We start from the raw sequence: 16,898 nt of genomic DNA, 5'->3' as shown, positions 1-16,898 counted from the left end.
AAAGTCTTAGAAACTGACGATCAAGTAGGGAGCTTCAAATTTACCCCCGCGAACGGGTTTGCCTTTGAGGCTAGGGGGTAGCTCAATGTGGCGCCGCTGATCGCCAGCTTCCACCGTCAGTTCCCCACTAAACTCGCTGAGTTTCACCTGATCTTTGCGAAATCCCGGTAGAAAAATGCGCACCTGTTGTTGCGTCTCATCAAACTCATAGGGAGCCGGTGCCGCTCCTAGCTGGTTCAAGTCTGGAAGATAGGAAACAAGACTTTGCCAGTTGTTCCAGTCTTTAGGAAGAGCGGAAATGCGTAGCGGTGCAAACGTGCGGCTGACCTCTGGCGTGGGTTCCCCCATACAAAAGACCTCAGAAATAGGGATATTCACCTGTTGAGCACTGCCCCATAACCATTGGGTTTGAGCCGTTGAGATGGCTGTGCCATCGGTTAGCAGAAACACCGATAACCGTTGCGAGTCCGCGGCAATCTGCACACCGCGATCGATCCACTCCTTCGCCTCACCGAAACGCTCACGCACTTTTTGGGTGTCAATATTGGCCGCCATAATTGCGCTGGCGATCGGCCCCCCAATCGCATTGGCGATCGCGTTGAGATCCAGTTGATCCAGCAAACGTTGAAAGCGGCGATAGTACCATGCCAACCCTTGGGGCAACCCAATCAGCCGCAGTGTATCTTGACTATTCCCCCCCACATAGACAATCACATCGTACTCACCGCTGCTGTAGTGCACGCGCAGCGCATTTAGGGTCAGCAAAGTATCCATCCCCGGCAAGATCACCAATTCGCCCGCATAAACCTTACCCACCAATTCTTGGGGCAAATAGGGTTCCACTAAACGGCTAAGTTCTTGCCATGCCGCGTTGAGACTTTCAGTGGCCATCAGCTCGGCGATCGCTAATCCCTCCGACAGCAACTTGGGTTGCCAACCAATCGCCCGATCTGGACTGCCAATGAGAAATTGCAGGGAAGTGGCTGGACTCGGCACCGCTAACAAGGTTCGCTGCTGTCGCTCGGCAAACCACTGGGCAATGGCCAGACCCAGTGCCGTTTGTTGTTCTGGGGTTGCTCCTAGGAGAGTAACAATGCGTGTCATGGCAAGTTTGAGGACGGTAGTTGCTTGGACTATCCTATCGACAAACGGTTATCCCAAGGTTGTCTAGACAACCCCTCATAAAATCGCCTCTATGGGCAGCAAAATCCCCTCAACGATAAAACCTACTCACTAGGGCGATCGCCCTCCTTCTAGGAGCTTCTAGACCCTTCTCAGGCCAAAAAAATTTTTCGCGGCGCAAACAGATCCTTATTAGAGCATCCTGAACCTAAATTCAAATCCTTTTTCACAGTTTTCCCCAAATTCCCCAAAGTTTTCCCCAAGCACTTGGAAGTTCTGATCCTCTAGCCATCTCAACCTTTCGTTTTGTTCTTGTCTTCCTAATGTTTCCCAGTATCACAACCCTCTCAACCAAGATTTCCTCAAGCTCTAAGCCAGCTTCAAACTAACCCCACGTTCCCCAAATCACATCTTTTATTTTTCTCTGTCAGAATCTTATTCCCCTTAGATCTAGGGATCTACTACTGCTACTAAATTATTTAAATAATATTTATAGTAGTAGTAGGGGCTGTGGAAATGTGGAAAAATTTTCGGAAACCCGCTTGCAGAGCGACTTTGAGCCACTTCCCCCCTGTGGAAAACTTGTGGAAAAAGTGGGGGGTTTTTCCACAAGCCATTATCTTAGTGGAAAAAGAATAAAAAGTTTTCCACAGTTTTTCAGAGTTTTTCCGGGGTTTTCCACAGGTTTTCCCCAGAATTTTCCACAGGCTTTTTGGAGTTTTCCACAGGCTAGAGGGGGAAGATTTCCGTATTTCTACGATTCCCCTTGCCGGCGATCGCTCGCACACTGAAAAAAAGAGATTGTGCCAACCGATACGAACGTTCCTGTGGACTCCCTGATGTTTTCCCTAGAATCCCCCACAGCCAGTCTTGAGCAAGTGATTGGTCATCTTCCTCCTGTTGAGCAGATTCGGATGCTGATGTACCACCCTTACTTCACCGGTCGCTGCCCTGCGTGTCGGCAACCCATCCATCACTCCCAACTCAAGATAGGTCAGTGCCATTGCTCCCACTGTGGCTGGCAAGATCAAGCGGGCGATCCCGAGCTTATGCCTAGGTTGACGGCTCAGCATCCAGACCGTTAGCGGCTGTATTCTCTGTTCGGTCTGCCAACGGCGCAAAGCTGGCAACGATCGCCACCATCAGCCACCAAAGGGTAGCCACCTCCGGGCGAAACCAAATCGTATCTACCAACCCATGGGTGAGCATTCCCACCATGGTTGCCACAGCTCCCATCAACCAGAACCCTTGAGGGTTTGCTGTTGTCCGTAACGCCCGCAAACAACGCCACGCGCGATCGGCGAGCACCGCCAACAACCAGAGAAAGACACTAAAGCCCATCACCCCTACTTCCACAAGGATTTCCAGAAAGATGGAATAGGCACTCAATGCTGTGAAGCGCACATTCACCTGATAGAGTGGATAAATCTGGTTAAAGGCCACATTCCCCGGTCCAATGCCGAGCCAAGGCCGTGCCCAAATCATCTGTTGCACTGCCGTCCAAACATTAATGCGGAAATTATTGCTACTGTCCCCTCGGGCAACAAAAATACTCGCTGCTCGCTCCCGCAGCGGCGCCACACTCACAATCGCACCAATACAGAGGGCGATCGCCAGCCCCCCCACAGTTGGCACCCCCCAATGCCGCCATTGCAGCGGTAACCTTGGCCAAAACCAAATCCCCAGCAACCCCACCCCAGCGATCGTCGCCGCAACCAACCCCAACCAACCACCACGGCTAAACGTCAATATCAGGCTTGCTGTATTCATCCCCAGCATCACCACCGCCAACAGCTTTGGCAGCCAGCCTCGCCACACCGCGATCGCCGCCGCACTCAACGGCACACTAGGCAACAAATAACCCGCCAACAGATTGGGATTTCCCAAAAAGCTATACACCCGTGTCACATTTGCCAAGGCCGACTCTGGATCTGTCCACGTCGCCAACGGCTCCGCCCCAAAAATCCACTGCCGTATCCCCTCCACACTCACCAGCAACGCCGTCAGCAGATAGACCGTCAGCAAGCGCGATCGCCACCGCTCATTGCGCATCACCCGCTCCGCCAGCGCAAAAAACAGCAAGTACAACGTCAGCTTCGACAACCCCACCATCGCCGCCCGAGGAACCGGCGACAACACCGTTGCCAACAGCGCAATCCCCCAATACAGCAGCACCAGCAAATGTACCCCCGACCAGCGGCCTTCCCGTTCCCCCGCCAGCGTCCACAGCAACCAAAACCCACCCCCTGCTGCCAGCAGCATCCCAATCATTCCCGACGGCATCAACGGCGCCAGTACCAGCACCAAGCCCACCAGCAGCGCCGCACAATGTGGCAGCCATCGCCCCAGCCAACTCTTCTCCTGCCATCCTTGGAGCAAACCCAAAAGCCGCCCCACCCCACTGTGGCTTCGCCACCCCTCCACATCCAACCGCCGCAGCAGCACATCCATAGCACTATCCCTTAAGCACAGGTATCGTCGATCAGCTTACGCCCAAGCACCGTCGCTGAAAATCCTCCCAAGGAATTCCGCGCTCCAAATACACCGGCGCACTAGGCGTGTAGGGACTACGCAGCCGATCCACCGCCACAATCACCGCCTCCTGCGGCAAAAGGGGAACATCCGCATCCACCACCGTTGCTCCCGTCAACGACGACGACACCCCCTTAAAGATCAGCACCACCTCCTCTTGCTCCCCCACCCGTGCCTCCACCAGCAACACCTCCTGCGGATGGGCACGACTATAGGCCTCCAGCAGCGCCAACGCTGACATGCTCACCCTCCTGAAACGAAAATCTGAAAAATTTTTTAGCCCCAAAAGCCGCTTGTAGAGAGCGTTTCAGCCAAATCCAGAAAAAAATCCGAAAAAAATCTCGAAAAAGGGGTTGACACGCCTATGTAGGCTTGTTAGATTGATAAAGCACTCGATGAGGCGCGCAGCCGAAACGAGTCCTGAACCTAGACAAATCAACGTTTGAAAGCCAAAGCGTTAACCCTCGTCAAGGTACTCAAGTAAGTACATTTTCGATGTAGGTTACACCTACTAGAGCAAAAAGTCAAATTCTCTTTCTTCAAAATGGAGAGTTTGATCCTGGCTCAGGATGAACGCTGGCGGTCTGCTTAACACATGCAAGTCGAACGAGCACTTCGGTGCTAGTGGCGGACGGGTGAGTAACACGTGAGAATCTACCCTCAGGAGGGGGATAACGGCTGGAAACGGCCGCTAATACCCCATATGCCGCAAGGTGAAATCTTTTTTGGCCTGAGGATGAGCTCGCGGTGGATTAGCTAGTTGGTGGGGTAATGGCCTACCAAGGCGACGATCCATAGCTGGTCTGAGAGGATGATCAGCCACACTGGGACTGAGACACGGCCCAGACTCCTACGGGAGGCAGCAGTGGGGAATTTTCCGCAATGGGCGAAAGCCTGACGGAGCAAGACCGCGTGAGGGATGAAGGCCTTTGGGTTGTAAACCTCTTTTCTCAGGGAAGAACACAATGACGGTACCTGAGGAATAAGCCTCGGCTAACTCCGTGCCAGCAGCCGCGGTAAGACGGAGGAGGCAAGCGTTATCCGGAATTATTGGGCGTAAAGCGTCCGCAGGTGGCTTTCCAAGTCTGCCGTCAAAGCCCGAGGCTTAACCTCGGATCGGCGGTGGAAACTGGATCGCTAGAGTGCGTCAGGGGTAGGGGGAATTCCCGGTGTAGCGGTGAAATGCGTAGATATCGGGAAGAACACCAGTGACGAAAGTGCCCTACTGGGACGTTACTGACACTCATGGACGAAAGCTAGGGGAGCGAAAGGGATTAGATACCCCTGTAGTCCTAGCCGTAAACGATGGACACTAGGTGTTGCTGGTATCCACTCCAGCAGTGCCGTAGCCAACGCGTTAAGTGTCCCGCCTGGGGAGTACGCACGCAAGTGTGAAACTCAAAGGAATTGACGGGGGCCCGCACAAGCGGTGGAGTATGTGGTTTAATTCGATGCAACGCGAAGAACCTTACCAGGGCTTGACATGTCGCGAATCCTGCGGAAACGTGGGAGTGCCTTCGGGAACGCGAACACAGGTGGTGCATGGCTGTCGTCAGCTCGTGTCGTGAGATGTTGGGTTAAGTCCCGCAACGAGCGCAACCCTCGTCCTTAGTTGCCAGCATTCAGTTGGGCACTCTAGGGAGACCGCCGGTGACAAACCGGAGGAAGGTGGGGATGACGTCAAGTCATCATGCCCCTTACGTCCTGGGCTACACACGTACTACAATGCTGTGGACAGAGAGTTGCCAACCCGCGAGGGCGAGCTAATCTCTTAAACCACGGCTCAGTTCAGATTGCAGGCTGCAACTCGCCTGCATGAAGGCGGAATCGCTAGTAATCGCAGGTCAGCATACTGCGGTGAATACGTTCCCGGGCCTTGTACACACCGCCCGTCACACCATGGGAGTTGGCCACGCCCGAAGTCGTTACTCTAACCCGCAAGGGAGGGGGACGCCTAAGGCAGGGCTGATGACTGGGGTGAAGTCGTAACAAGGTAGCCGTACCGGAAGGTGTGGCTGGATCACCTCCTTTTAAGGAGACCCAATCTGTTCAGGTCGCAACGTCACCTTCTTAGAACAGATTCAATGCGGTCTAAGCACGAGGTTGACCTTGGCTTTCAAACCCTGCTAGGTTAAGCAGACAGGCATGGGCTATTAGCTCAGGTGGTTAGAGCGCACCCCTGATAAGGGTGAGGTCCCTGGTTCGAGTCCAGGATGGCCCATATCACATGCCTGGGGGTATAGCTCAGTTGGTAGAGCACCTGCTTTGCACGCAGGGGGTCAGCGGTTCGAGTCCGCTTACCTCCACGTCATTCCATCAAAGGTTGACGTGTCTGCACATCAAACTTCAGCAACAGAACCTTGAAAACTGAATAGCGATTAGTCAGGTAGTTGTCTTGGATAGGACAATCACTTGTTCTATCTAGAAACACAGACACCAATGTTGACTGTGGTCAAGCTACAAAGAGCCTACGGTGGATACCTAGGCACACAGAGGCGATGAAGGACGTGGATACCGACGATACGCTTCGGGGAGCTGGAAACAAGCTTTGATCCGGAGATTTCCGAATGGGGTAACCCAGTGACTCTAACGCCAATCCATAACGTTAGAGGGCGAACCTGGCGAACTGAAACATCTTAGTAGCCAGAGGAAAAGAAAGAAAACTCGATTCCCTTAGTAGCGGCGAGCGAAAGGGGAACAGCCTAAACCAACGGGCTTGCCTGTTGGGGTCGTGGGACAGCAACGTGGAATTGAGCGGCTAGACGAAGTAGTGGAATGCTACACCAGAGAAGGTGAAAGTCCTGTAGTCAAAAGCTTAACAATCCTAGCTGTATCCCGAGTAGTCCGGAGCACGTGGAATTCCGGATGAATCTGCGAGGACCACCTCGTAAGGCTAAATACTCCTGTGTGACCGATAGCGCATAGTACCGCGAGGGAAAGGTGAAAAGAACCCCGGAAGGGGAGTGAAATAGAACATGAAACCGTAGGCTTACAAGCAGTCGAAGCTCGATTTAACGAGTGACGGCGTGCCTGTTGAAGAATGAGCCGGCGACTTATAGGTACTGGCAGGTTAAGGCAAGAATGCCGAAGCCATAGCGAAAGCGAGTCTGAATAGGGCGTTTGTCAGTATTTATAGACCCGAACCCGGGTGATCTAACCATGGCCAGAATGAAGCTTGGGTAACACCAAGTGAAGGTTCGCACCGACCGATGTTGAAAAATCGGCGGATGAGCTGTGGTTAGGGGTGAAATGCCAATCGAACCCGGAGCTAGCTGGTTCTCCCCGAAATATGTTGAGGCATAGCGGTTGTGATTATAGCAGGGGGGTAAAGCACTGATTCGGTGCGGGCTGCGAGAGCGGTACCAAATCGAGTCAAACTCTGAATACCCTGTGTACACACAGCCAGTCAGACGGTGGGGGATAAGCTTCATCGTCGAGAGGGAAACAGCCCAGACCACCAGCTAAGGTCCCTAAATCATCACTAAGTGGCAAAGGAGGTGGGGATGCTCAGACAACCAGGAGGTTTGCCTAGAAGCAGCCATCCTTAAAAGAGTGCGTAATAGCTCACTGGTCAAGCGTTCCTGCGCCGAAAATGAACGGGACTAAGTGATGTACCGAAGCTGTGGACTTACTACGTAAGTGGTAGGGGAGCGTTCTGCATTAGTTTGAAGCACTAGCGTAAGCAGGTGTGGACGAGGCAGAAGTGAGAATGTCGGCTTGAGTAGCGAAAACATTGGTGAGAATCCAATGCCCCGAAACCCCAAGGGTTCCTTCGGAAGGCTCGTCCGCGAAGGGTTAGTCGGGACCTAAGGCGAGGCCGAAAGGCGTAGTCGATGGACAACTGGTCAATATTCCAGTACTCATCTTGGTTTGTGCAGAGGGACGGAGAAGGCTAGATCAGCCGGATGTTGGTTACCGGTTCAACTGTCCGAGGTGTTGAGGAGCGGTGAAAACGCTCTGAGCTAAGGCAGGAGTACGACCCACTACGGTGGGGAAGTGATTGATGTCATGCTTCCAAGAAAAGCTCTAAGCACGTTAAGCCAAGATACCCGTACCCGAAACCGACACAGGTGGGGGGGTAGAGTATACCAAGGGGCGCGAGATAACTCTCTCTAAGGAACTCGGCAAAATGGCCCCGTAACTTCGGGAGAAGGGGTGCCACCGAGAGGTGGTCGCAGTGAAGAGGCCCAGGCGACTGTTTACCAAAAACACAGGTCTCCGCTAAGTCGTAAGACGATGTATGGGGGCTGACGCCTGCCCAGTGCCGGAAGGTTAAGGAAGCTGGTCAGCGCAAGCGAAGCTGGCGACCGAAGCCCCGGTGAACGGCGGCCGTAACTATAACGGTCCTAAGGTAGCGAAATTCCTTGTCGGGTAAGTTCCGACCCGCACGAAAGGCGTAACGATCTGGGCGCTGTCTCGGAGAGAGGCTCGGCGAAATAGAAGTGTCTGTGAAGATGCGGACTACCTGCACCCGGACAGAAAGACCCTATGAAGCTTTACTGTAGCCTGGAATTGGGTTCGGGCTTTGCTTGCGCAGGATAGGTGGGAGACGTTGAAGTATCCCTTGCGGGGGATATGGAGTCGCCGGTGAGATACCACTCTGGCAAGGCTAGAATTCTAACCTTCTGCTGTTAGCCAGCGAAGGAACAGTTTCAGGTGGGCAGTTTGACTGGGGCGGTCGCCTCCTAAATGGTAACGGAGGCGCGCAAAGGTTCCCTCAGGCTGGTCGGAAATCAGCCGTAGAGTGCAAAGGCATAAGGGAGCTTGACTGCAAGACCTACAAGTCGAGCAGAGACGAAAGTCGGCCTTAGTGATCCGACGGTTCCGCGTGGAAGGGCCGTCGCTCAACGGATAAAAGTTACTCTAGGGATAACAGGCTGATCTCCCCCAAGAGTTCACATCGACGGGGAGGTTTGGCACCTCGATGTCGGCTCATCGCAACCTGGGGCGGTAGTACGTCCCAAGGGTTGGGCTGTTCGCCCATTAAAGCGGTACGTGAGCTGGGTTCAGAACGTAAATCATTGCGTCACTTCACAGTAATGTGGAGCAGCAAACCGACTAAAATCGGTAGAATCTTGATCAGTGACGAACGGCTGATTAAGACAATACCGAGGGTAAGCAAGAGTCTCGTGACAGACGATTTAACGCTGAGTTACATTGCTGGTTTTTTGGATGGTGATGGTTGCATCAATCTTCAACTAGTGCGACGTAAGGATTACATCCTTGGTTATCAAATTCGTGCTAGCATCACCTTCTTTCAGTCTTCTTCGCATCGTTCCTTCTTGGAGTGGTTAAAGTCTATTTTCCAAGCAGGGTTTGTGAGAGACCGAAAGGATGGCTTAAGCGAATATGCAATTGTTGATGCGCCATCTGTCTTAGAAGTGCTGCTAACTCTTCGCAGCTACCTTAAACTCAAGAAGCCACAATGTGATTTAGCAATTACTGTTCTACAGGAAGTTGTTCAATCAAGGCGATTAACGCCAGAACAATTCCTAAAACTTGCTCAGCAGGTGGATCAATTTGGTGAGCTGAATGCTTCCAAAAAGCGTTCGATTCGCTCTGATCAAGTAGAACAGTTCTTGAGATCACGACAACTCTTGATCCCGTAGAGACTGAAGCCTAGGCTTGAGTTAGCCATCAAGCGTAAGCTGAGATGCTCTGAGGTTGTCAGAGACATCAAATGTCGGCTCCTGATTCGTTAATGGCGAGAGTCAGGATGAAGATATAGTCCATGCTCGTAGTGATACGAGAACAACATGCGTGAGACAGTTCGGTCCATATCCGGTGCAGGCGTAGGAGCATTGAGAGGAGTCCTCCTTAGTACGAGAGGACCGGGAGGAACGCACCTCTGGTGTACCTGTTATCGTGCCAACGGTAAACGCAGGGTAGCCATGTGCGGAGTGGATAACCGCTGAAAGCATCTAAGTGGGAAGCCCACCTCAAGATGAGTGCTCCCATGGCGTAAGCCAGTAAGGTCACGGGTAGAACACCCGTTAATAGGCTCTCGATGGAAGTCCAGTAATGGATGAAGTCTAGGAGTACTAATAGACCGAGGGCTTGACCTCATCAATCAACAGGTGTCTGATTCAATTAACTATACTGACAATCGCTATTTAGTTGAAAGGTTATTGATCCTGAATTTATCTAGCAACTCTTTAGTCTAGGTTCTCAATTCAAGAAAAATTCATGTTTCGCCTAGTGCCTATGGCGCGGTGGAACCACGCTGATCCATCCCGAACTCAGAGGTGAAACGCCGCAGCGGTGAAGATAGCCGGAGGGTCGCCTCCTGCAAAAATAGCTCGGTGCTAGGCAAAATATTCAAACCACCCCATCTAGGTTGTCTAGGTGGGGTCTTGATTTTTAAGAAATGTTTAAGGGATGATCGGTTTTGGATAGAGGAGTGACATCGATGGGTAGTTCGGTCTATATTGCATCAAATATCGCTCTCCTCAAAAGGTTTTTAGGGTCATGCCTCAATTCATGCGTTTGATGGGTCTTCAGCACTGGGTGCTGGTGGGTTCCTCGGTGGTGGCAGCGGTGCTGGCGGCGGCGTTACCAAGCTATGGACGAATGCAGGATAGCCCCAAGATGTTGGTGGATGAGGTATGGCAAATTGTGCAGCAGGAATATGTGGATGAGTCGTTTAATCAGGTGGATTGGCTGGCGGTACGGCGGCAACTTTTGGCGCAGCGCTATACGTCGCGGGAGCAGGCCTATGCAGCTATTCGGGGAATGTTGCAGCAGTTGAATGACCCCTATACGCGCTTCATGACTCCAGAGGAGTTTACGGCTTTGCGCACGCAAACGTCGGGGGAAGTTTCGGGGATTGGTATTCGCTTGACGGTGGATGAAAAGACACAACAGTTGACCATTTTGGAGCCGCTGGAAAATTCACCTGCAACTAAGGCGGGAATTCGGGCGGGCGATCGCCTGCTGGCCATTGATGGTCACTCTACTCGGCGGATGTCGATTGAGGAGGCATCGCGGCGGATTCGGGGGCGGGTGGGGACTCCCATTGAACTTCAGTTGTTTCGCCCTAATCGCGGTACCTTTCGCCTGACGCTGACACGGGCATTGATTGAACTCCCTGCGGTGCGATCGCTGGTGAAGGAGGAAGGCGGTGCCCGCATTGGCTATATCTATCTGAGTGAATTTACTGCCCATGCAGCGGATCAGTTGCGCGCGGCGATTCGCAAGCTAGAGGCGGAGAAGGTGGAGGGGTTTGTTTTGGATTTGCGGGGGAATCCAGGAGGACTATTGCAGGCAGGCATTGATATTGCCCGCATGTGGTTGAATCAAGGTTTGATTGTGCGTACGGTCGATCGCAGTGGCCACAGTGAGCAGGCACGGGCGAATCAATCGGCATTGACGAATTTGCCCCTCGTGGTTTTGGTGGATCACCGCTCTGCTAGCAGTAGTGAAATTCTCACAGGGGCATTGCAGGATAACGGTCGTGCGATTGTGGTGGGCACGCCAACCTACGGTAAGGCCTTGGTACAATCCATTCATCAATTGAGTGATGGTTCAGGATTGTCGGTGACGGTTGCCCATTACTACACGCCCAATGGCACAGATATTAACCGCACAGGGATTACGCCGAATGTAATGGTGACGCTGCCGCAAGAGGTGAGTACCAATCCCCGTTTGTGGACGACAGCAGCCGATCGCTTGTACCAAGCAGGGGTGGCTCAATTGCGCCAAGTCATTTATCGCAGTCAAGCGCCTAAGCCTGTGAATACGGCGCAAACAGGGGAGCAGGAGCAGTTTCGCCAGCCCCTTGGTGTCCCTTGTCCGGTGCAGTGATGGTTGTTTCAGAGATTGATCAGGAATACCCCGCTGAGATTCAATTGGCCTTTCATGCCCTTGGGGAGCCGTTGCGGTTGAAGGTGATTGAGATTCTGCATCGGGAGGAGCTGTGTGTCTGTGATCTGTGCGATCGCCTGCACCTGACCCCCTCAAAACTCTCGTTTCATCTGCGGGCACTGCGGCAAGCCAATCTCGTGCTGTCGCGTCAAGAAGGGCGGTGGGTCTATTACCGCCTCAATCGTCCCCAATTTGAAGTCCTAATGGCCTATTTGCAGCAGTTTACGGTGGGGGAAACGGTGCTGGCTCGCATCTGTTCTTAAAAATCAATGCCGCGCTTGAGATCAACGCCTTTTTCAGCATAGTGCTTGTGGCAGATCATCTCCGAGTGGACGCTGGCGAGTTCAAAGTAGGCGGGGGGATATTTGCAGCGACCGGTAATAATGATTTCCGTGGTGCGCGGCTTGCGCAGGAGTGTTTGGACAATCGGTTCGACGGGGAGAAGCTCGAGGTCAACGGTGGGGTTGAGTTCATCGAGAATAATGGTCTTGTAAAGGCCAGAGGCAATGGCGGCTCGAGCAATTTCCCAGCCGCGTTCGGCTTCGATGTAGTCAATTTCCTGCTGCTGACCGCGCCAGACAATGGCATCCCGACCACAGCGGTGATGATCCACTAAATGGGGATAGCTCTCTTTGAGGGCAGCGATCGCGGCATCTTCGGTGTAGCCTTGCCCCCCCTTGAGCCACTGGAGAATGAGCACACGGTGGGATTGATCGCGGCTAATTCCTTTGCCGATCGCCTGAAGGGCTTTACCGAGGGCACTGGTGGACTTGCCTTTGCCGTCACCTGTATAGATTTCAATGCCTTCAATGCCCTGTTCTTGAGCCGTAGGATGCACAAGGGGACGCATCTCGGAGTGGAGGTCAGCAATTTGCAGGAGTTGGGCAGGAGCCCCCCGGCCAGTGGCAATAATTTCTAGGTGTTGGGGCTTGTGGCGGAGGGTGTTGACAACTTCATCAACGGGCAAAAGGCCTAAATCTAGGACGGGGTTGAGTTCATCTAAAACAATGACGGAATAGAGACCAGAGGCGATCGCTCCCTTGGCAATATCCCAACCCCGCTGGGCTTCTTGGCGATCAAATTTGGTAATTTCTTCGGCGGTAAAGTATTCTGCGCGCCCCGTCCGCACTTGATCGATTAAATGGGGAAACCCGCGCTGCAGCGCTTCAATGGCGGCATCTTCGGCATAGGCACGGCCGGGTCCTTTGAGAAAGCGCAACAAGAGTACCCGAGTGGGCCAGGCAGAGGCAATACCCAGACCAATGGAGCGCAGAACAACCCCGAGGGCAGCTTGGGATTTGCCCTTACCGGCACCGTCATAGACGTGGAGTTGACCGCTCACCCGTCCGGGGCGAATCTGAGCGGTTTGAATGCCAATACCTGCACGGGTCATAGGGGTGTGAATCAAAGAACCTAGAGGGATTGTATCAAGGGCGGGGTGGGGTTTTGAGAACAACCGCTTCAACCGTTAGATCTGTGGTAGTGGTGGCGGTAATCGCCCAACGCAGGGGCTGACCATGGGCTTGCAGGGTCTGTTCGATGGCCTCATGGAAAGGCGGGGAGAGGGTATGTCGGGGTAGGGTCAGACGGATAAATTCCGTTTGCATAGGTTTTGCTTGATGGGTTAAACACCAATGACAACGACGGTGACATTGTCACGGCCACCGTGGGTTTTAGCTGCATTGACAAGGGCGGTTGCTGCTTTTTCGACATTGGGTTCACTGAGGTAGATACTGATCACCTCGTCGGTGAGTTCTTCAGTTAAGCCGTCACTGCACAGCAGTAGGCGATCGCCCGGCTCTAGATCAATGGGTTGAATATCAATTTGGGTGAGGTCTTCGCGGCCTAGGCACTGGGAGAGGACATGGCGCCACGGATGCTGCCGCGCCTGCTCAATGGTCAAGCTACCCAGTTGTACGGCTTGGGCAATCCAAGTGTGATCGCTGGTAATTTGCTGGAGTTGGTCTTTGCGCCAGCGGTAGATGCGGGAGTCGCCCACATGGGCGCACCAAGCGCGATCGCCCTTTTCATCAACGAGAACCACCACAGCCGTTGTCCCCATATCAGCACGGGCAGTATTTTGGCGTTGCTGCTCAACAATGGCCTGATTGGCAGCGAGAAAGGCTTGGCGGAGTAGGGTCACAGGGTCATGCTGCAGGTCTTCAAGGTGGGTTTCCAAGAATGCCTGAATATGTTCGACAGCTAAACGACTGGCTTCCTCGCCCCCAGCGTGCCCACCCATGCCATCGGCCACAATAAAAAAACGCTGATGCTTTTCGTCAACATAAAAAGCATCCTGATTGCTTTTGCGAATCAGACCACAATCAGTTAAGCCGGCAACGTCCATGACCCCCCTATGTTGGGCTGCTTGTTAAAACATTTTTTCATACTTATCGAGTTTAAGCATTAGTCGCCAATAGAGGATACCAAACCATACCGCTAATGCGGCTGCCACACCCGCCAAGAGGAGATACTGGTTCACGAGTAAAATTGTCGCCACTAAGGAAAAACTGCCAATAAGGACGACATAATTTAGCCCTAAGTTAATGTTACTCAGGCGCCGCAGAATGCGATCGCTCTCACTGGAACGGACGCGCAAGCGCAAATCACCATTTTCCAGTTTATCGAGCACCTCTTCAAGGCGACGGGGCAAGCCAATGGCACTGCTGCCCACTTGAGCCGCTTGACGACTCAGTTCAGAGAAAAGACTGCCATTACTGGGATCGGGGAAGTTTCCGTTGGTCATAAGTTCGGTCGCAAATGGTTGGGCAACTTGCATGAAGTTAAAGTCTTTGTCGAGTCCTTTGCCTACCCCCTCTAGGGTGGAAAACGCCCGCATCACAAAGGTAAAGGTGGCGGGAAACCGGAAGGGTTGGTCATAGGCAATTTCGTAGAGGTCATCGCTAATTTGAGCCACCGATTGGGCTTCAAAGGACTGGTTCATGAAATTGTCGAGGAGATACTGAATCGAGCGACGTACCGGCCCTAGATCGCCTGTGGGAACCAACGCTCCTAGCTCTACAAGGCACTGTACCACCTGTTCGGCATCCCGTTGGGCAATGCTTAAAAATGTTTTCAGCAATTTATCGCGAGTCACAGGTTGAATGCGCCCCATCATGCCAAAGTCGTAGAAAATCAGTTGGCCGTTGGGGCTGACGGCAATGTTGCCTGGATGGGGGTCAGCGTGGAAAAAGCCGTCATTAAGAACTTGATAGAGGTAGGCCTTGGCACCGAGTTCAGCAAGGCGTTTGCGGTCTAGACCCGCCGCTTCAAGGGCTTCGTAGTGGCTAATTTTAATCCCCGGTAGGTACTCAAGGGTGAGCACACGCCGTGAGGTGTAGCGCCAATAGACGCGAGGAACACAGGCCCAGTCGCGATCGCGAAAGTTGCGGCGGAAGGTGTCGGCATTGCGTCCCTCATTGAGGTAGTCAATTTCTTCGTAGAGAATGCGACAACACTCATCGTAGATGCCCATCCAGTCGCGCCCTTGCCCCCATTTGGGGTGGTTTTGAAAGTATTGGGCAATGCCTTTGAGAATCGCTAGATCAATGTCAAACAACTGCCGCAGGCCGGGGCGTTGGACTTTGACCACCACTTCTTCGCCTGAGAGCAGTTGCGCTTTGTGGACTTGACCCAGACTGGCGGCAGCCATGGGGATGGGATCAAAACTGCGAAACAGTTCAGGGATATGGCGGCCAAAGTCTTCGTGGATGATTTTTTCGACTAGCTCGTAACTAAAGGCGGGGACGCGATCTTGGAGCTTGCTCAGTTCTTCGACGTATTCGCTGGGGAAGAGATCGGCACGGGTGGAAAAGAGTTGCCCCAGTTTAATGAAGGTGGGGCCAAGGTCAAGGAAGGTTTCGCGAATCCAAATCGCTTGGGCACGGCGTCGCGCCGCACGCTTAGCATCGGTCATACCGCCCCAGTAGCTCCAAGATTTGGTGAGGAGCCAACGGCCAAAGAGAAATCGCCAGACAAAAAACCAAATATCAAAGAAGCGCCGCGTTTTTGAGTAACGCTCGCGATTCCAACGGTAGGATTTGCCGGTGGGCGTCAAACTGGCCGAAACTGGTGTGGACACACGCTTTTCCCTAGTGGGTGATCTCAACAAATTGTAACGAATCCCTAACGATACCAAAGAATAATAGGCTACAGGGCATAGCGATCGCGCCCCATGCCGAGGGCAAAACGCAGGGAATCGGGCAGGCTTTTGCTACTAGCGGTTAAAAAGAAGGTTAGCCCCAAGAGGCTAAAGACCGCCGCCATGCGAAAGATGAGGCGATAACCCAAAGGATCAATCAGCCCCCCCAGCACTGGCCCTGCCAAGGCCATCCCCAGATCAAAGCCCCCTAAACTGAGGCTGAGAACCCGTCCCCGCTCATCGGTGGTGGAGCGATCGGCCATCAGGGCAGCGACCATGGGAATCAGGACACCGCCGGCAAGACCTTCAAGAATCGCCGCCCAGAGGATATCCAAGGGGGTTTGGGCTTGAGCGAGGAGCACCATTGAGACCACATAGCAGGCAAGGCTGGCGGAGATAAAAATGCCCCTTCCCCAGCGATCGGAGGCAGAACCCGTGGCCACACGACCGATAAAGCTGGCGATCGCCGCCACGGAGTAAAACAGCCCTGCGGAAATGTCGAGCCGCTCAGCCGCAATAAACAGGGGAATAAAGGTGGCGATCGTGCCAAAGGTCAGCCCTACACTCAGCATCACCAAGCTGGGAATCCGCAGCCGTTCTGAAAGCAAGAGCCGCCAAAAGAGGGCTTTCTCTGGGCGAGACCCTCCACAGTCCTGTGGGATATTCACCGCCCGCACGCCTGCGGCAGCCATGAACCCAAGGGCAGCTAAGCTACTGGCAACCATGAAGACCAAGCTATGACTGTAGTTCATTTGCAGCCAACTGCCGAGACTCGGTCCGAGGGCAACCCCAATGGGATGGACAAGGCTGGTGTAGCCAATGATTTCACCGCGATGCTCAGGTGGGGCAATATCCGTCACCAGTGCCATGTAGCCGGTGGTAAAGCCAGCGATGCTCACGCCATGGAGAAGGCGCACCACAACAAGGAGGGGTAGGTTGTGGCTGACGATATAAAACAGGGGAGCGATCGCGGCCACCGCGAGGCCAATCAGCAGTGTAATTTTGCGTCCCCGGCGATCGGCCAGAGGCCCTAACCACGAACGGGAAGCAATCAGCCCCACAGCAAAGGCACCCATGACAAACCCCACCTGATGGGGCGTGCCCCCTTTCTCAGCAATGTAGAGGGGCAAGGTGGGCAACATTGCCGCAATGCTCGACCAAAACAAAAGGCCGGCTACGATGAGCCTCAACAGGGTTTGCCGCAAGGGTGGGGGTAACTTCAGCAGGAGAACCACGGATC

11 protein-coding genes, 2 tRNA genes and 3 rRNA genes are annotated in these 16,898 nt (G+C 53.4%); 8 read left to right on the top strand and 8 right to left on the bottom strand.

All coding sequences use genetic code 11. The annotated features are described in order from the left end of the window. Positions 1-6: 6 nt before the first annotated feature. Entirely contained in the window at positions 7-1,104 is a 1,098-nt protein-coding gene (locus tag RHK62_RS10355; protein ID WP_310453689.1) for an ArsA-related P-loop ATPase, read from the bottom strand. Between the two features lie 821 nt (positions 1,105-1,925). Here RHK62_RS10355 and RHK62_RS10350 point away from each other — a divergent pair. Next, positions 1,926-2,207: a hypothetical protein gene (locus tag RHK62_RS10350; protein ID WP_302678079.1), complete on the top strand. Its 282-nt coding sequence runs from the start codon at positions 1,926-1,928 to the stop codon at positions 2,205-2,207. Here RHK62_RS10350 and RHK62_RS10345 read toward each other — a convergent pair. Both RHK62_RS10345 and RHK62_RS10340 read right to left on the bottom strand, forming a co-directional pair. After that, complete coding sequence (locus RHK62_RS10345) at positions 2,176-3,573, bottom strand: IctB family putative bicarbonate transporter (RefSeq protein ID WP_302678078.1); 1,398 nt, start codon at positions 3,571-3,573, stop codon at positions 2,176-2,178. The genes RHK62_RS10350 and RHK62_RS10345 overlap by 32 nt on opposite strands. Positions 3,574-3,604: 31 nt before the next feature. Beyond that, positions 3,605-3,895, bottom strand: a complete 291-nt coding sequence (locus RHK62_RS10340) for a hypothetical protein (protein ID WP_206199832.1) — start codon at positions 3,893-3,895, stop codon at positions 3,605-3,607. A 300-nt stretch (positions 3,896-4,195) separates the two neighbouring features. On the opposite strand from RHK62_RS10340, the gene RHK62_RS10335 reads away from it, so the two are divergent. From RHK62_RS10335 to RHK62_RS10305, 7 genes are all read left to right on the top strand, one after another. Further along, a 16S ribosomal RNA gene (locus RHK62_RS10335) occupies positions 4,196-5,685 on the top strand. Between the two features lie 116 nt (positions 5,686-5,801). After that, positions 5,802-5,875 (top strand) — tRNA-Ile (locus tag RHK62_RS10330). 12 nt (positions 5,876-5,887) lie between these two features. After that, positions 5,888-5,960, top strand: a tRNA-Ala gene (locus RHK62_RS10325). A 144-nt stretch (positions 5,961-6,104) separates the two neighbouring features. Continuing rightward, positions 6,105-9,719: ribosomal RNA gene (locus tag RHK62_RS10320) — 23S ribosomal RNA — on the top strand. Positions 9,720-9,848: 129 nt separating this feature from the next. Continuing rightward, positions 9,849-9,965 (top strand): 5S ribosomal RNA (rrf, locus tag RHK62_RS10315). The 16S, 23S and 5S rRNA genes sit together here with 2 tRNA genes alongside, the layout of an rRNA operon. Before the next feature lie 157 nt (positions 9,966-10,122). Next, on the top strand, positions 10,123-11,457 hold the full coding sequence (locus RHK62_RS10310; protein WP_225901541.1) for a S41 family peptidase: 1,335 nt from the start codon (positions 10,123-10,125) through the stop codon (positions 11,455-11,457). Beyond that, entirely contained in the window at positions 11,457-11,780 is a 324-nt protein-coding gene (locus tag RHK62_RS10305) for a helix-turn-helix transcriptional regulator (RefSeq protein WP_302678076.1), read from the top strand. The genes RHK62_RS10310 and RHK62_RS10305 overlap by 1 nt, the downstream gene beginning before the upstream one ends. Here the strand turns inward: RHK62_RS10305 and RHK62_RS10300 are convergent. The 5 genes from RHK62_RS10300 to RHK62_RS10280 form a co-directional block, all read right to left on the bottom strand. Continuing rightward, complete coding sequence (locus RHK62_RS10300; RefSeq protein WP_302678075.1) at positions 11,777-12,910, bottom strand: cob(I)yrinic acid a,c-diamide adenosyltransferase; 1,134 nt, start codon at positions 12,908-12,910, stop codon at positions 11,777-11,779. The two genes, RHK62_RS10305 and RHK62_RS10300, sit on opposite strands and share 4 nt — an antisense overlap. Positions 12,911-12,944: 34 nt before the next feature. Continuing rightward, positions 12,945-13,124: a hypothetical protein gene (locus RHK62_RS10295; protein WP_206199829.1), complete on the bottom strand. Its 180-nt coding sequence runs from the start codon at positions 13,122-13,124 to the stop codon at positions 12,945-12,947. A 17-nt stretch (positions 13,125-13,141) separates the two neighbouring features. Beyond that, positions 13,142-13,864, bottom strand: a complete 723-nt coding sequence (locus RHK62_RS10290; RefSeq protein WP_302676141.1) for a Stp1/IreP family PP2C-type Ser/Thr phosphatase — start codon at positions 13,862-13,864, stop codon at positions 13,142-13,144. A gap of 24 nt (positions 13,865-13,888) precedes the next feature. Then, a complete protein-coding gene (locus RHK62_RS10285; RefSeq protein WP_310453688.1) occupies positions 13,889-15,598 on the bottom strand; it encodes an AarF/ABC1/UbiB kinase family protein in 1,710 nt (569 codons plus the stop codon). 68 nt (positions 15,599-15,666) lie between these two features. Continuing rightward, the gene (locus RHK62_RS10280; RefSeq protein WP_302678074.1) at positions 15,667-16,893 is read right to left on the bottom strand and encodes an MFS transporter; all 1,227 of its coding nucleotides are present in this window, start codon (positions 16,891-16,893) and stop codon (positions 15,667-15,669) included. Positions 16,894-16,898 lie beyond the last annotated feature (5 nt).

This window comes from Thermosynechococcus sp. HY213 (genome assembly GCF_031460975.1).
In the GTDB taxonomy this organism is placed as follows: Bacteria; Cyanobacteriota; Cyanobacteriia; order Thermosynechococcales; family Thermosynechococcaceae; genus Thermosynechococcus.
Note: the sequence above shows the minus strand (reverse complement) of the source record. Positions and strands in the feature narration are given on the sequence as shown.

Coding starts and splice junctions, on each gene's coding strand:
- RHK62_RS10295 (WP_206199829.1), bottom strand. CDS start 13,124: ATGCAAACGGAATTTATCCGTCTGACCCTACCCCGACATACCCTCTCC.
- RHK62_RS10310 (WP_225901541.1), top strand. CDS start 10,123: ATGCCTCAATTCATGCGTTTGATGGGTCTTCAGCACTGGGTGCTGGTG.
- RHK62_RS10290 (WP_302676141.1), bottom strand. CDS start 13,864: ATGGACGTTGCCGGCTTAACTGATTGTGGTCTGATTCGCAAAAGCAAT.
- RHK62_RS10355 (WP_310453689.1), bottom strand. CDS start 1,104: ATGACACGCATTGTTACTCTCCTAGGAGCAACCCCAGAACAACAAACG.
- RHK62_RS10340 (WP_206199832.1), bottom strand. CDS start 3,895: ATGTCAGCGTTGGCGCTGCTGGAGGCCTATAGTCGTGCCCATCCGCAG.
- RHK62_RS10305 (WP_302678076.1), top strand. CDS start 11,457: ATGGTTGTTTCAGAGATTGATCAGGAATACCCCGCTGAGATTCAATTG.
- RHK62_RS10345 (WP_302678078.1), bottom strand. CDS start 3,573: ATGGATGTGCTGCTGCGGCGGTTGGATGTGGAGGGGTGGCGAAGCCAC.
- RHK62_RS10300 (WP_302678075.1), bottom strand. CDS start 12,910: ATGACCCGTGCAGGTATTGGCATTCAAACCGCTCAGATTCGCCCCGGA.